Consider the following 15,318-nt stretch of genomic DNA (forward strand, 5'->3'; position numbering starts at 1 on the left):
GCGGCCTTTTCTATTTGCTCGCGGTGCGGGGCGTACATGTGCTGGAACTTCTGTCCCTGCTCGTCGTCTCCCCACGGCGAGCCGAGGCCGTCCAGCGAGCCTTTGAGTTTGCTCGTCGCCTTCGCCAGCGCGTCCGCTTCCCGGTGGAAACGCGGCGCCGCGGACTTGAGTTGGTCCGTATCTATGTCAAAGCCGTCACCGGCCATAGGTCCCCCCAGGAACTGTGCTTTCGCGTGTTCCCACAACCTATCGCGAGCCACTGACAACGCTTCAGTCACTTTCACGGCCGACGCGGCAGGCAGAGCTTCAGCGCTCAAGTAGTCAATCGTGTCCATCACCCACCGGAATCAGGTCGGGCGGCTGGTGGATGCAGGGGCGCGCGGTCCGCAGTCGGCCTTGTGTGCCTCGTGCCCCCGACCCGGCCGTGCGGCAGTCGGCGGCCGGGTCGGGCAAGTGCGCTGGTGTTCACCTCTGGTTGCCCTCCAGCGGCCAGGACGGTCGCGGCCGGAGGGCGCCGGTGTGCCATTCCCTGAGCAGTTGGTCGAAGATCGGGGTGCTTCCGTCCGGTGATTCGTGTGAGCTGTGGGCTGTCGGGTTGGGATGGTGTGTTTGAGGCGCAGGGCGGGGATGTGGCTGTGGGGGTGGAGGGTTCTGTGCGCCGTTCATGTTCAGATCCAACAGGGAGGCACTCTCCTGGGTTGCGGTCCGCCACCGGGCCGGTCCGAGAAGCGTCCGGGTCGGTGACGGGCAGAAGATACGTTCCCGCGCTCTCTCGGCGCGTCTCGCGCAAGCCGGGGAGTGGGCCGTGGCCGGTGGACGATGGCTCTGTCGGGGTGTCAGGTCGTCGGTATTCACTCGGCTGTGTAATTGCTGTGTGCGAACTATCCCCCTCTTGTGAGGGGCTGGTATCGGCCATGCTTTGTGCTGTCGTTAATGGAGGGGAGCGCAGGGAGGAGGGCGGAAAGTGGCCGGCCGTGGGTGGTCGGGTGAGGGGGGGAGGGCGCGACGGCGGGTGGGGGTGGACGGGTGGGCGGAAGTGCAGGTCGGGTGGGTGGTGTTGGGTGCCCGGGGGGAGGGGAAGCGTTCCTGCGGGGGCGGGAATTCCTGGTGGTGGCAACCGGAGGGTTCGCTTCGGGGGATTGACCGGAAACGTGCTGGACGCAGCAGGATTCATCATTCCGCTTCCGTGGCTCATGTTTCTCTCATGTTCACGTGGCACGGTGAGGTGACGTGTCCGAGGCGGCATCGGAACCCCCGTACAGCCGTGCCCTATTCCTGTGGCGGGACATCCCGCAATTCCGGTGCCGTCGCCGCCGGTAATGCACTCCCCCCGAAAACCGGCCTCGGCGCGAGGCCGCCGGCCTCCGAAGGCGCCGCCTGCGACGGTGCCCCGCACGGTCGTGCCCGCGCCGGAAACACCACCGTCGCCCTGCGGTGCCCCGACCCCCTCCGCTTCCGGGAGAGACCACCATGTCCGCCACCACCTTCGTGGACCGGCCCGTCCTCACCGAACGGCCGCACGGCCGCTGGCAGTTCTGGCACACCCCGATGGGCCGGCCGCGCTGGGACCGGCCCGCCCTCCTGGGCATCGCCGCGCTCGCCGCGATGCTGTACGCCTGGAACATCACCAGCAGCGACTACGCGGGCTATTACGCCGCCGCCGTCCGCAGCATGTCGGAGAGCTGGAAGGCGTTCCTCTTCACCGCCTTCGACCCGGCGTCCACCGTCACCCTGGACAAGATCGGCGGTTTCCTGTGGCCGCAGGCGCTGTCCGCGCGGATCTTCGGGTACAGCAACTGGGCCCTGACGCTCCCGCAATGCGTCGAGGGCGTCGTCTGTGTCCTGGTGATCCACCGCACGGTACGGCGCTGGCGCGGCCCGGCGGCCGGTCTGCTCGCCGCCGGAGTGCTGACCCTCACGCCGGTGGCGGCGTCGATGTTCGGGCACGCGCTGCTGGAGGCACCGCTGACCATGTGCCTGGTGCTGGCCGCCGACCAGTGCGCGAAGGCGATGGCCACCGGACGGCTGCGCCCCCTGCTGCTGGCGGCCGTCTGGGTGGGCCTGGCCTTCCAGGCGGCGATGATGCAGGCGTGGATCATCGTGCCGGCCCTCGCCGTCGCGTACTTCGTCGTGTCACCGGCCGCGCTGCGCAAACGGCTCGGCCATCTGCTGGTCGCGGGCGCGGTGCTGTTGGCCGTCTCGTTCTCCTGGGTCCTGCTGATGACCGTCGTCCCGAAGGACGCACGGCCGTACGTGGACGGGTCGCGCGACAACAGCGCCCTGTCGATGGTGTTCGGCTACAACGGCTTCGACCGGCTGAAGTCCGGATGGAACATTGATGCCGCCAACAGTACGGCTCCGGGGGCGGCCAAGGGCGCGTCCGGAGCGGGTGGCGGGGCCGGGGCCAAAGGTGGGGCCAAGACTTCCCCCAAGGGTTCTGCGGAGACCTCCGCCAAGACCGGTTCCGGGCGGCACGCGCCGGGGCAAGCCGGTTCGGGCGCGAAATCCGCGCCCGGCACCGGCCTGGCGAAGGGCGCCCAGCAGGCCCGAGGCGGCGGCGGATCGCACGTGGCGGTGGGCGCCCCCACCAGCGGCTGGCTCAAGCTCTTCCGCGCACCCCTGGCGCAGCAGATCGGCTGGCTGTTCCCGCTGGCGCTGTCCGCCCTCGTCCTCGGCTTCGTCACCCGCCGCAAACAGCCCCGTACGGACCCGGTACGCGGCGGCTACCTGCTGTGGGGCGGCTGGCTGTTGACGGCGGCGGCGGTCATGAGCGCCATCAACGTCCCGCACGCCACGTACATGGCCGCCCTCGCTCCCGGCCTCGCCGCGCTGTCCGCCGCCGGAGTCGTGACGCTGTGGCGCGCCCATCGTCGGGAGGAAGGCACGGTCGTAACGCGCCGTCAGGTGGCGGAGCGTCAGGTGTCGGGGAGTCAGGCTGTAGGGCGACGCGCCGGAAGCGGAGCCTGGGCGGCCTTGCGTACGTGGCTGCTTCCGGGCGTCATCGCGGCGCAGGCGGCCTGGGCGGTGTATCTCGTCTCCGGCCAGTCCGGTTGGGTGCCGTGGTTGATCCCCGTCATCATCGTGACGGCGCTCACCGCCCTCGGCCTGCTCTCCCACGGCATCCTCCGCGCCCGGCGCGCCGACGATGGACCGGGCGCCCGGAGTGGGCCGGATTCCCGGAGTGGGCCGGATTCCCGAGGCGGACCGGACGCGTCCCGCGCCCCGGCGCACGCCCGCGCGCAGCAGTACCCCCGCGCCCGTCAGCGCGCCCGCGCGCGGCGCATCGCCACCGCCGGACTGATCGCCGGTTGCGTCACCATGACGGCGGCGCCCGCCACCTGGTCGCTGTCCGTCCTGAACCCCCGGTACACCGGCTCCGCGCACTCGGCGTCCGCGGGCCCGCAGGACTCCACGCTCGGCACGCCCACCCGGCTGACGGACACCCAGCGCAAGATCCTCGACTACGTCGAGCGTCGCCGCGGCTCCGCCGACTACGCCTTCTCCGCCGGGCTGCTCACCGCGGAGCCGTACATCCGCCTCGGCGGCTCCGTCGTCCTGCCGCTCGGCGGCTTCGCGGCGGGGACCGAACCGGTCACCCTCAGCGAGTACCAGCGGCTGGTGGCGGCCGGGAAACTGCGCTTCGCGCTCGTCGGCGCGGGGGACGACGTGGGGACCTCGGAGACGGCGCGGATCAGCCGGTGGGTGCGGTCGGCGTGCGAGAAGGTCGACCCGTCGGCGTACGGCGGCGGGACGCGCGCCGGGAGCGGTAGTGGGAGTGGGAGCGGCGGGGGCGGGCAGCAAGCTGGAGCTGGGGGCAAAGCCGGGGCCGGGGGCAAAGCCGGGGCCGGGGCCGGTGCCAGCCAGAGCCTCTACCGCTGCTCCGCCGCGAGCGCGCGCGGCTAACCACGTACGTGGCCGATCACGTACGCGCCTGACGACGCACGCGCCCAACCACGCGCACGCCCAACGACGCACCCCCCCGAAACCCACGCGGCAATAGCTCTAGCCGAGGGGGCGGCGAAACCCCGCCACGGTCCCTCCTCCGCCCCCTCGCCGGCTATGACCCTCTTGGCCCGTCGTGCCCCTCTTGACCCGTGAGCGAGCGGGCCAGCACAGTACGGGGGACCGTCTGGTCCTGGTCCGACCAGTCTCCTGACGTGATGCCAGGGGAGTTGGAGGGTGCCGTGCACAGCAGCCCGAGCGTGGTGCCGCCCGGTTCGGACATCGGCGTACCGTCGGTGGGCATACCGGCGGCGGGCGAGCCGTCGGACGCCGTGCCGCCGGTCGACGAACAGGCCGCCGTGGCCCTCACTCAGGAACTGGTCCGGCTGCGGACCGTGAACGCCGCGGGCGCCACCACCGTCGAGCAGCCTGCCGCCGACCTCCTCTGCCGGCTCTTCACCGAGTTCGGCTGGCCGCACGATGTCGTCGAGGTCGCCCCCGGACGGCCCAACGTCGTCGCGGTCGTCGAGGGCGGTGGCGGGCCGGGCCGCACGCTGATGTTCGAGGGGCACACGGATGTCGTGACGGAGGGCGACGCCGCCGCGTGGAGCGTCGATCCGTACGGCGCGGAGATTCGCGACGGGCGGCTGTGGGGGCGCGGCGCCGCGGACATGAAGTCCGGGGTGGCAGCCATGATCTACGGGGTGCGGGCGCTCCAGCAGGAGGGACCGTTCCCCGGCCGGATCGTCGTCGGCGTGCTGTGCGACGAGGAAGGGCTGATGCTCGGCGCCAAGGCGTTCGCCGCCTCGCCGCCGGCCGCCGAGGTGGACGGTGTCGTCGTCTGCGAGCCGGAGGGGTACGAGGTGTGCACCTCGGCCCGCGGCGGCATCCGCCTCCGGCTGGACCTGCGCGGGGTGATGGCGCACGGCGCGATGCCTCAGGAGGGCCGTAACCCCCTCGTCGCGGGTGCGCGCATCGTCGCCGCGCTCGCGGAGGCCGAGAAGTGGGCGGCCGGGCGGTACGGAACCCACCCGCACGCCGGTACGGTGACCGTCACCCCGACGGTGCTGTGCGCCGGCGACCCCGACCAGCTCAACGTCATCCCCGGCCACGGCGTGCTCGGCATCGACGTACGGACCGTGCCCGGCACCGACCACGCCGAGCTCGTCGAACGGGTTCGGCGGACGGCCGTGACCGCCGCGGCCGACGTGGGGGTCACGGTCGAGCTGACCGTCGTCGACGACCGCCCGGCCGTGGAAATCGCCGCCGGCCACCCGCTCGTCGAGAGCCTGGTGGCCGGCCACCGGCAGGTGCACGGCGTCGAGCCGCCGTTCGGCGCGGTCCCCGGCACGACCGACGGGACGATCCTCACCCGCGACGCGGGCCTGCCGACCGTCGTCTACGGGCCGGGCGGCAAGTGGATCGCCCACCAGAAGGACGAGTACGTGGAGGTGCGGGAGATCGCCGAGTACGCGCGGGTGTACGCGGTCGCGGCCCGGCGCTTTCTCGACGGGAGCGACGCCCGCACCGGGCCCGGGTCCAAATCCCTCCGCCCCGAAGGCGGGGACATGGCATGAGACCTCCCGGCAGCCGCGACGACGCGCCGAACGTGCCTCCTGCCCAGCCCGTGGACGTGTCTCCCACTCCGCCCGCGGACGTGTCTCCCGCCCAGCCCGTCGACGTGCCGCTCGCCCCGCCCGTCCCTCCTGGCCGTCTCCCCGTAGGCGACGGCTGGGTGCCCGCCCCGCGTACCGGCCCGGTGATCTTCCCGTACGACGGCGGGGAGTTCGCCACGGCGCCGGTGGGGGACGCGGACCTCGCCCGCCGAGCCGTCGAACACGCCGCGGCTGTCCGCCCCCGGGTCGCGAAGCTGGCCTCGCGCGTGCGGCGTCAGGTGCTGGGCGCCGTGGCGGCGGACCTGGAGGACGTGGCCGGTCCGATGGAGGATCTGCTCGTACGGGAGACGGGCAAGCCGCGCACCGACTGCCGTACCGAAGTACGGCGGGCCGTGGCCACCTGGCAGGCCGCGGCCGACGAGGTGGTGCACATCCACGGGGAGACGGTGCCGCTGGACCTGCTGCCCTCGGGGGACGGCTTGTTCGGGTTCTGGACCCGGCGCCCGGTCGGTGTCGTGGTCGGCATCGCGGGCTTCAACTACCCGATGATGCTGGCCTCCCACAAGATCGCCCCGGCGCTCGCGGCCGGCTGCCCGGTGATCGTCAAACCGGCCCCGGCCACTCCGCTGGCCACCCTGTGGTTGGTCCACCTGGTACGGGAACGCCTCGCCGCGGCCGGCGCGCCCGCCGGCGCCGTCCAACTGGTCACCGGCGACACCGAGGTCGGCTGCGCCCTGACCACGCACCCCGAGGTCGCCGCGGTCTCCTTCACCGGCTCCGCCGCCGTCGGCCACCGCATCGCCCGGGACGCCGCGCCCCGCAAGGTGGTGCTCGAACTCGGCTCGAACGCGGCCCTCGTGGTCGCCGCCGACGCCGACCTGGACGCCGCCGCGGACGCGGTGGCCCGTGGCGGCTACTACGCCTCCGGCCAGGCGTGCATCGCCGTGCAACGCGTGATCGCCGTCGCGGAGATCGCCGGCGAACTGGAGCGGCGGATCGCCGAACGGCTGCCCGGCGTCGTCGTCGGCGACCCGCGCGAGGAGCGCACCCAGGTCGCCGCCCTCATCGACGAGGCTGCCACCGAACGTGTGCTGACCTGGATCGACCGGGCCCGAGCCGCCGGGGCGCGACTGGTGGCGGGCGGCACCCGCGTCGGCCGGTGCGTGGCGCCGACCCTGCTGGCGGAGGTGCCGGACGGCCAGCCCGCCTGGGACGAGGAGATCTTCGGGCCGGTCGTCGCGCTGCGTACGGTCCCGGACCTGGACGCGGCGTACGAGCTGGTCAACGCCGGGCGGTACGGACTGCACGCGGCGGTCTTCACCCGTGGCCTGGACGCCGCCTTCCGGGCGCTGGACGCGCTCGACGTCGGCGGCGTGGTGATCAACGAGGTGCCGGGCTACCGCAGCGACGTGGCTCCGTACGGCGGCGTCAAGGACTCGGGGCTGGGCCGCGAGGGCCCGCGGTTCGCGATCGAGGAACTGACGGTGACGCGGATGGTGGTGATCCGCCCGTGAGCGCCGCGGACGGCGACGATACGGGCCGTACCCCGGCGACCCCGGAGCACACCGCCCGTATTCCCTGCGATCCGATCCCGGAGCACTCTCCCGTAACCCCCCGCGACCGCGGAGCCCGCGCCCACGCCCCCACCCCCCCCGGAGCACACCCCCATAACCCCTACGACCCCGGAGCACACCATGGACCAGGTGACCGAGTACGCGAAGCTGTTCCGTCTGGACGGGCGGCGGATCGCGGTCGTCGGCGGGGCCGGCGGGATCGGGCGGGAGGCGGTACGCGCCCTCGCCGCCCACGGCGCCGAGGTGATCGTCGCCGACGTGGACGCGGCCGGCGCGGTCTCGGCGGCCGAGGCAGCCGCCGCCGAGCCCCCGGCCCCCGGCAGCCGGACCGGCACGGCGACCGCGTTCCCCCTCGACGTGCTGGACGACGACGCGGTACGGGACGCGGCCGCGCGGTGGGGCGCCCTGGACGGCCTGGTCGTGACCGTCGGCGTCAACGTGCGCAAGCGGATCACCGACTACACCGCCGCCGAGTTCGACCGGGTCGTCGCCCTCAACCTGCGGGCGGTCTTCACCCTCGTCCAGGCCGTGGCACCCGCCATGGCGGAGCGCGCCCGGGGCAGCGTGGTCGGTCTGGCCTCGATGCGCGCCGTCCAGGTCGAACCGGGGCAGAGCGTGTACGCGGCGTCCAAAGCAGGGCTGGTGCAGTTCCTGCGGACGGCCGCGGCGGAGTGGGGGCCGCGCGGCGTCCGGTTCAACGCGGTGGCGCCCGGAGTGGTCCGTACGCCGCTCACCGACCAGATCGCCGCCGACCCGCAGTGGTACGACGCCTACGCGCAGGCGTCCGCGCTACGGCGCTGGGCCCGCGCCGACGAGATCGCGGGCGCCGTCGTCTACCTCGTCTCGGACGCGTCCACGTTCGTCACCGGCAGCGTCCTGGCGGTCGACGGCGGGTGGACGGCGGTCGACGGCCGGTACGAGCCGTCGCTCTGAGCACGCCCGTCCGGCCGCACCTGCGTACCTGCGTACCGGATCACGGACCACGGACCACCATGGAGACACATGCCCCCGCGCACCACCAGCTTCACCCTCCCCGGCCTCACCGCCCCCGTCGAGATCCGTGTCGACCGCTGGGGCGTGCCCCACCTGTACGCAGCCTCCCAGGACGACCTCTTCCTCGCCCAGGGGTTCAACGCCGCCCGGGACCGGCTCTTCCAGATCGACCTGTGGCGGCGCCGCGGACTCGGACTGCTCTCCGAGGTGTTCGGGGAGAGCTGCCTCGAACACGACCGGGCGGCCCGGCTCTTCCTGTACCGCGGCGACATGGCCGCCGAATGGTCCGCCTACGGACCCGGTACGGAGCGCGTCGCCGGCGCCTTCGTGCGCGGTGTCAACGCGTACGTCGCGCTCTGCCGGGCCGATCCCACGCACCTGCCGCCCGAGTTCGCGCTGCTCGGTCACCGGCCCGCCTACTGGGAGCCCGCCGACGTCGCCCGTATCCGCAGCCACGGCCTCTTCTACAACGTGGAGCAGGAGGTCGCCCGCGCGCTGACCCTGCGTGACCACGGCCCCGAAGCCGAGGACCTGCGCCGGGTACGGGAGCCGGCGCACGACCTCCGCGTACCGGAGGGCCTGGACCTGTCCGTCATCCCTGACGACGTGCTCCGCGTCTACCGGCTGGCCACCACGCCGCCGTGGGAGAACGGCGGGCCGTTCCGAGGGCCGGACGGCAGCAACAACTGGGTGATCGCCCCGTCCCGTACCGCCACCGGCCGCCCGCTGCTCGCCAACGACCCGCACCGCGCCGTCACCCTGCCCGCGCTGCGCTACCTCGCGCACCTGTCGGCCCCCGGCATCGACGCCATCGGCGCCGGGGAACCCGCGCTGCCCGGCATCTCCATCGGCCACAACGGCCGGATCGCCTTCGGGCTGACGATCTTCCCGATCGACCAGGAGGACCTGTACGTCTACCGCACCAACCCCGCCGACCCGCGGGAGTACTGGCACGACGGCCACTGGGAGCCGATGCGCCGGGTGACCGAGACGGTGCCGGTACTCGACGCCGGGCAGTCGGCCACCGTCGACCTGTGGTTCACCCGGCACGGCCCGGTGATCCACGACGACCCGGAGCGCGGCACCGCGTTCGCGGTACGGGCGGCCTGGCTCGGCCCCGGCATGGCCCCGTACCTGGGCAGTACCGGGTACATGACAGCGGACGGCCCGGACGCCTTCGTCACCGCGATGGACCGGTGGGGCGCCCCCGGCGAGAACCAGGTGTACGCCGCGCCCGACGGGACCATCGGCTGGCAGCCCGCCGGCCGGGTCCCCGACCGACCGAACTGGGACGGCACGCTCCCGGTGCCCGGCGACGGCCGCTACGAGTGGGCGGGCTTCCACCCCGTGGGTTCGCTGCCGTCCGTACGCGACCCCGAGCAGGGCTGGTTCGCCACGGCCAACCAGATGAACCTGCCGCCCGGCTACCCGAACGCCGACCGGACCGTCACCTACGACTGGCACGCGCCCGTCCGCCACGACCGGATCGCCGCGGAACTGGCCGCACGCACCGGCTGGACCGTAGCGGACTGCGTGCGCCTGCAGACCGACCACACCAGTCTGACCGCACGCCGCGTCCAGCCGCTGCTGGCCGGCGTCGGCAGCGACGACCCGGACGTGGCATGGGCGCTGGAGCAGCTCCGCGCCTGGGACGGCGAGCTGGCCCCCGACTCCCTGCCCGCGGCGCTCTTCGAGGTCTGGTTCCGGCGGCACCTGCGTCCGGCCGTACGGGAACGGGCGCTGGCCCGTCTGCTGCCCCCGGACCGGCGGGCCGCCGCGTCGGCCCGCGTCCTGCCCGTCGGCGACGCCGCCACCACGGACCCCCGGGTCGACCTGGACCTGCTGCTCACACCGGGCGACCGGCTCGGCCCCGACCCGGAGGGCACCCTGCGTACGGCCGTCCTCGAAACCCTCCCCGCCGCGCTCGCCGAGCTCGGACGGCTGCTCGGACCGGACCGCGCCCGCTGGACCTGGGGAGCCCTGCACCAGGCGGAACCATGGCATCCGCTCGCCGCGTGGCTGGGCGAGCAGGCGCCGGACTGGATCCGGGCCGGGCCCGCGCCGCGCGGCGGCAGCGGCGACACGGTCGATGCCACCGCGTACGGCACGGACTTCCGGCAGACCACCGGAGCCACCTTCCGGCTGGTGATCGACGTCGGCGACTGGGACGCCTCGGTGGCCATGAACGCGCCCGGCCAGTCCGGCGACCCGGACAGCCCGCACTACCGTGACCTCTTCGCGGACTGGGCGGCGGACGGCGCCTTTCCGCTCCTGTACGGCCGTGCCGCGATCGAACGGAACACCACCCACGTGATCATGCTGCGGCCGCCGGACGAGCCGGGCACGGGCACCCCGCCGGACCACCGTGATTCAGATCACGGGAATGGTGGTGTAACAAACCACCGGTAAGTGCGCGATGAACAAAGAGGTGCTCGCCGTGCACCGTGCCTATGTGTATCGAGAGGTTCCTCGTGTCACTCACCTCGCCCGTCATGCGACCGCAGGAGACAGCCGAGTCCCCGGCCCCGGAAGCCGTACCGTCCGACGGTACGGCGATCGAGGCGGCCGGCGGATTCACCCTGTCCCACGGCGACGAGGGGGACGCGCCGGCGCAGCAGGTCGCCGGCGCCGGAGCCTCCGCCGACCCGGTCAAGGACTACCTGAAGCTGATCGGCAAGGTGCCGCTGCTCAACGCCGAGCAGGAGGTGGAGCTGGCCAAGCGCGTCGAGGCCGGGCTGTTCGCCCAGGAGAAGCTGGACACCGGCGAGCCCGCCGGGAAGCTCCGGCGCGAACTGGAGATCCTGGTCGCGGACGGCGCCCGCGCCAAGGAGCACCTGGTCGAGGCCAACCTCCGGCTCGTCGTCTCGCTCGCCAAGCGCTACACCGGCCGCGGCATGCTCTTCCTGGACCTGATCCAGGAGGGCAACCTCGGTCTGATCCGCGCGGTCGAGAAGTTCGACTACGTCAAGGGATTCAAATTCTCGACGTACGCGACGTGGTGGATTCGCCAGGCCATCACCCGGGCGATGGCCGACCAGGCGCGGACGATCCGTATTCCCGTCCACATGGTGGAGATCATCAACAAGGTGGCGCGGATTCAGCGCCAGTTGCTCCAGGACACCGGCCGCGAACCCACTCCGGAAGAACTGGCCAAGGAACTCGACATGGCCCCAGAAAAGGTCATCGAAGTACAGAAATACGGCCGTGAACCGATATCCCTGCACACCCCGCTGGGCGAGGAGGGCGACAGCGAGTTCGGCGACCTGATCGAGGACACCGAAGCGGTCGTCCCGGCGGAGGCCGTCGGCTTCTCCTTCCTCCAGCAGCAGCTTCGCTCCATCCTGGAGACCCTGGCCGACCGGGAGGCCGGTGTCGTCTCCATGCGTTACGGCCTCAAGGACGGGCAGCCCAAGACGCTCGACGAGATCGGCAAGGTCTACGGCGTCACGCGCGAGCGGATCCGCCAGATCGAGAACAAGACCATGTCGAAACTCCGCCACCCGTCGCGTTCCCAGCTACTGCGCGATTACCTGGACTAGGGCGGGCAGGACGGGCACCGGAGGGCCTGCGCGGAGGGGCGCCGGACGGAGCGCGGGGAGCGGCGCCGGGGGCGCGCGACCCGCTTGATGCGCCCCTCCGCGGGCCGGTGACCGGCCGCCGGGCCGCTGCTAGCCTCGCAGCAGCGGCTCGCGGGGGACGGGGGTCCGGGATGAGGTCCGCAGCAGCGAAAGCCGGTCGCGCCACCGCAACGGTGGTGCTGGTACTTCTCGCCACCACCACAGCTTGTGGCCGGTCCGGCGGGACCGGCCCCGGTGACGTCCCGCCCGGCGCGGGGACCGGCGGCGCCGCGTCGTCGGTGTCCGGGAGCGGTGCCTCGGACGGCGGCGGGCCGGGCGCGCCAGGGGCGAGCGCGGGTGGACCCGGTGCCGGGGACGGCTCGCACGGCGCCGGCGGCGGCTCGGCCGCGTACAGCCAGGGCGGCGACCCGATCACACCGCTGTCACAGCCGCCGGAGGACACCGGCAGCCCGGAGACGATCGGCGTCGGCGACACACCCAGCCAGGGCCACGAGACGCCCGTGCCCTCGTGCACCGACTCCACGGGGCAGCAGGTCTCGTGCCGCGTGGACGACTCCTCCCCGCCGGCGGGCGAGGCTGCCCCCGGCCCTTCGCGGACGGACACCGGGCAGTACGGACGGAACGGGGGAGGCGGCCCGACCGAGGAGGCCCAGCAGCCTTCCCGGTCGGACACCGGGAACACCCGGCCCGGCCCCAGCCCGGCCGCCACCGACGTGCCCTGATCCGGCGATGGGCGCCCCGCCTGCCGTGCCGGACGATCCGGCCGCCGCCGCGGCCCGTGCCCGCGCCCGGCGCCGCAGACAACTCCGGCGGGCCGCCCCGCCGCCGCGCGCCGCCGGTACCGACACGCCGCCGAAGCCCGGTCAGCGTTTCGAGTGGGCCAATACCGTCCTTGGCGCCGGATCGATCGTCGGCGGCCTGATGTTCTACGCGGGCGTCATGCACAGCAGCGCCTACTTCGCCTACTTCCACGTCCGCGCGTCGATCCTCGGCTTCGGCTTCCCACAGATGATCATCTGGAGTCTGCGCCTGGTGACCCTGCCGGTCCTCATCGGCCTCGCCCTCCTGGCCGTGACGCCGCGCCTGCCGGAACTGCTCGTCTCGCTCCGCGTCCCGCACCGCGTCACCCTCGGGGTGCGCCGCGCCGGCCGGGCCGTCGCCCGCCAGTACGTCCTGTTCGTGGCCGCCGGTGTCGTGCTGATGCTGCTGTGGCAGCACATCCAGCCGTACGGGTGGGCGGCGCCGCTGCTGGTGGCCACCGGCCTCGTGCTGGGCCAGAGCGACGCGGCGAACCCGGTACGCCCACCGCGTGGCCCGTGGCGCAAGGGCTTCCCCATCGCGGCGGCGGCGCTGTTCCTCGTCTGGGTGATCGCCCTGGTCGCGGGCCACCTCGGTACGCAGGACGCCCGCTCGACCGCCGCCCACCTCGTCCGCCGCCCCGCCGTCGTCGTGCTGAGCGTCGAACGCCTCAGCCTGACCGGCCCCGGCCTGATGACCGAAACCCTCCCGGGCATGCACTACCGCTACCGCTACACCGGGCTGCGCCTGATCCTCGAACGCGACCGCCGCTACTACGTCCTGCCCGTCGGCTGGCGCGCCCGTACCGACCCCGCCTTCGTCATCGAGGACGACGACACGATCCTGGTCCAGCTCATGCCGGGCACCCGGCCCCGGGACGGAACCGGAATGCAGTGACGGGGACAGCGGGTGGGGACGGCGGGGGCGGATGCGTTCCGGCGGGCCGCCCGATTTTGGTCCAGCGTGCAACCATCTTGCATCCGCGCCGGTCTGGCCTCGTATGAACGGATCGATGACGGGGACGCGGTCGCAGCGCGTGGCGGGGGCCACCGCGGCCGCGGTGCTGGTGACGCTGGCCGTGACGGTGACGGCCGGCGGTAATGCGCCGGTGGCCGCCGTCGCCGGTGGAGTACCCGCCGCGGGGCCGGAGCTGACACTCGCCGACACGACGGACACGTACTACCTCCCCCGGTACCGCCTCCCGGTCCGGGACGACCTCCCGGCGGAGTACCGGATCACGCTGAAGGCCCGGGAACCGCACGTCGTCAAGGGCGTCACGGTACGGATCGACCTGTCCGTCCTCGCGGGCCTGGCGGACGTCACCTGGGTGGACAAGGGGCACCGGTGCGCGCCGGCGGGCCAGATCATCACCTGCGCGCTGGGGGATGTCGAACAGGGCGTGGCCTTCACCCCCTTCCACCTCACCCCGCGGCAGGGGGCCGCCCCGGGGCCGGCCGGAGCCATGACGACCACCGTGACCAGCGCCGACGCGCCGACTGTCCGGCACACCACCCAGGTGATCGTCGGCGCCCCCGCGCCGCCGCCCGCCAGTACCCCGACGGCCGGAGGTGAAGCCCGCCCGAAGGCGTTCCGCCGCGCGGCCGTTGCCCGTACCGTTCGGTGCGTCACGTGAGACCTCGCACCGATCGACGGGCCACGTGAGACCCCGCACCGAACGGTGCGTCCGGCAGACGACCGCGGGAGGACATGTGTCCAGCGCAGTGGAGCACAGCTCCGTCGAGGTGAACGGCGTCCGGCTGCACATCGCCGAACAGGGGGAGGGGCCCCTGGTCCTGCTCCTGCACGGCTTCCCGGAGTGCTGGTACTCCTGGCGCTACCAGTTCGCGCCGCTGGCGGCGGCCGGGTACCGGGTCGTGGCACCGGACCAGCGCGGTTACGCGCGCAGCGACCAGCCGGCCGACATCGCCTCGTACACCATGCTGCACCTGACCGGTGACGTGATCGGGCTGATCCACGCGCTGGGGGAGGAGCGGGCGGTCGTCGTCGGCCACGACTGGGGCGCCCCGGTGGCCTGGACGACGGCGCAGCTCCGCCCGGACGTGGTGCGCGGGGTCGTCGGGCTGAGCGTGCCGCCCGCGCCGCGCTCTCCCCGAGCGCCGCTGGCCCACCTGAGGGAGTTGCTCGGGGACGGCTTCTACCAGGTCTACTTCCAGGAACCGGGCGTCGCCGACGCCGAACTGGCCCAGAACCCCACCGCCGCCTTCCGCGCGATACTGTCCAACGGCTCCGGCGACAGCCCGTTCACCGACCCGCCGCGCCCGTGGGTCGTTCCGGAGGGCGCCAAGCTGCTGGACACGATGGAGGAGCCGGCGGAGCTGCCCGGCTGGCTGACCGAGGAGGACATCGAGACCTTCGTCGGCGAGTTCGCCCGGCACGGTGACCGTGCCTTCACCGGCGGCCTGAACTGGTACCGCAACATCGACCGTAGCTGGGAACTGCTCGCGCCGTTCCAGGGGCGTGGCATCGACGTACCCGCGTTGTACATGGCGGGCGACCGCGACCTGGTCCGGGCCTTCCCGGGCGTCGATCAGCTACTGCCCGCCCTGGAACGGCTGATGCCGAACCTGCGGCAGGCCCCGGCCCTGACCGGTTGCGGCCACTGGACGCAGCAGGAGCGGCCGGACGAGGTCACCGCCGCGCTGCTGGAGTTCCTGGCGGAGCTGCCCGCGGCGAGGTGAGGACGGAGCGGACCGGCGCACCCTCTTCCCGGGAGCGCGCCGGTCCGTTGTACGCGAATACGGATGTACGGGTGTGCGGCACCGAGGCCATGCACGCTGCCGTACGGGCCCGCCCGGC

General features: G+C 73.1%; 10 protein-coding genes and 1 pseudogene. 10 read left to right on the forward strand and 1 reads right to left on the reverse strand.

Annotated features, from left to right (window positions below; genetic code table 11):
- Positions 1–335: hypothetical protein (locus AB0A97_RS35745; protein ID WP_361158283.1), on the reverse strand; the 335-nt coding region annotated here is incomplete at its 3' end.
- Positions 336–1,470: 1,135 nt separating this feature from the next.
- Here AB0A97_RS35745 and AB0A97_RS35750 point away from each other — a divergent pair.
- The 10 genes and pseudogenes from AB0A97_RS35750 to AB0A97_RS35795 all read left to right on the forward strand — a co-directional run bounded on the left by AB0A97_RS35750 (position 1,471) and on the right by AB0A97_RS35795 (position 15,200).
- Positions 1,471–3,903 (forward strand): glycosyltransferase family 39 protein, encoded by a 2,433-nt coding sequence (locus AB0A97_RS35750; protein WP_361158285.1) that lies wholly within the window; start codon positions 1,471–1,473, stop codon positions 3,901–3,903.
- A 281-nt stretch (positions 3,904–4,184) separates the two neighbouring features.
- Positions 4,185–5,519, forward strand: coding sequence for a M20 family metallopeptidase (locus AB0A97_RS35755; RefSeq protein WP_361158288.1), 1,335 nt, complete (start codon positions 4,185–4,187; stop codon positions 5,517–5,519).
- Complete coding sequence (locus tag AB0A97_RS35760) at positions 5,516–7,072, forward strand: aldehyde dehydrogenase family protein (RefSeq protein WP_361158291.1); 1,557 nt, start codon at positions 5,516–5,518, stop codon at positions 7,070–7,072. The genes AB0A97_RS35755 and AB0A97_RS35760 overlap by 4 nt, the downstream gene beginning before the upstream one ends.
- Before the next feature lie 180 nt (positions 7,073–7,252).
- A complete protein-coding gene (locus tag AB0A97_RS35765; RefSeq protein ID WP_361158294.1) occupies positions 7,253–8,065 on the forward strand; it encodes an SDR family oxidoreductase in 813 nt (270 codons plus the stop codon).
- A gap of 69 nt (positions 8,066–8,134) precedes the next feature.
- The gene (locus tag AB0A97_RS35770) at positions 8,135–10,534 is read left to right on the forward strand and encodes a penicillin acylase family protein (protein ID WP_361158296.1); all 2,400 of its coding nucleotides are present in this window, start codon (positions 8,135–8,137) and stop codon (positions 10,532–10,534) included.
- A gap of 149 nt (positions 10,535–10,683) precedes the next feature.
- Positions 10,684–11,664 (forward strand): annotated as a pseudogene (locus AB0A97_RS35775) (RNA polymerase sigma factor); the annotation flags it as partial.
- 170 nt (positions 11,665–11,834) lie between these two features.
- On the forward strand, positions 11,835–12,425 hold the full coding sequence (locus AB0A97_RS35780; RefSeq protein WP_361158300.1) for a hypothetical protein: 591 nt from the start codon (positions 11,835–11,837) through the stop codon (positions 12,423–12,425).
- Positions 12,426–12,432: 7 nt separating this feature from the next.
- Complete coding sequence (locus tag AB0A97_RS35785) at positions 12,433–13,398, forward strand: hypothetical protein (protein WP_361158302.1); 966 nt, start codon at positions 12,433–12,435, stop codon at positions 13,396–13,398.
- Between the two features lie 115 nt (positions 13,399–13,513).
- Positions 13,514–14,134 carry a hypothetical protein gene (locus tag AB0A97_RS35790; RefSeq protein WP_361158305.1) on the forward strand — a complete coding sequence of 207 codons (621 nt, stop codon included), beginning with the start codon at positions 13,514–13,516 and terminating at the stop codon, positions 14,132–14,134.
- A 76-nt stretch (positions 14,135–14,210) separates the two neighbouring features.
- The gene (locus tag AB0A97_RS35795; protein WP_361158307.1) at positions 14,211–15,200 is read left to right on the forward strand and encodes an alpha/beta hydrolase; all 990 of its coding nucleotides are present in this window, start codon (positions 14,211–14,213) and stop codon (positions 15,198–15,200) included.
- Positions 15,201–15,318 lie beyond the last annotated feature (118 nt).

This window comes from Streptomyces sp. NPDC045470, from assembly GCF_040646595.1.
Taxonomy (GTDB): domain Bacteria; phylum Actinomycetota; class Actinomycetes; order Streptomycetales; family Streptomycetaceae; genus Streptomyces.

What these genes read in the sequence shown, in the direction of transcription:
- AB0A97_RS35790 (WP_361158305.1), top strand. Translation starts at nt 13,514, where the DNA reads ATGACGGGGACGCGGTCGCAGCGCGTGGCGGGGGCCACCGCGGCCGCG.
- AB0A97_RS35765 (WP_361158294.1), top strand. Translation starts at nt 7,253, where the DNA reads ATGGACCAGGTGACCGAGTACGCGAAGCTGTTCCGTCTGGACGGGCGG.
- AB0A97_RS35760 (WP_361158291.1), top strand. Translation starts at nt 5,516, where the DNA reads ATGAGACCTCCCGGCAGCCGCGACGACGCGCCGAACGTGCCTCCTGCC.
- AB0A97_RS35785 (WP_361158302.1), top strand. Translation starts at nt 12,433, where the DNA reads ATGGGCGCCCCGCCTGCCGTGCCGGACGATCCGGCCGCCGCCGCGGCC.
- AB0A97_RS35780 (WP_361158300.1), top strand. Translation starts at nt 11,835, where the DNA reads ATGAGGTCCGCAGCAGCGAAAGCCGGTCGCGCCACCGCAACGGTGGTG.
- AB0A97_RS35750 (WP_361158285.1), top strand. Translation starts at nt 1,471, where the DNA reads ATGTCCGCCACCACCTTCGTGGACCGGCCCGTCCTCACCGAACGGCCG.
- AB0A97_RS35770 (WP_361158296.1), top strand. Translation starts at nt 8,135, where the DNA reads ATGCCCCCGCGCACCACCAGCTTCACCCTCCCCGGCCTCACCGCCCCC.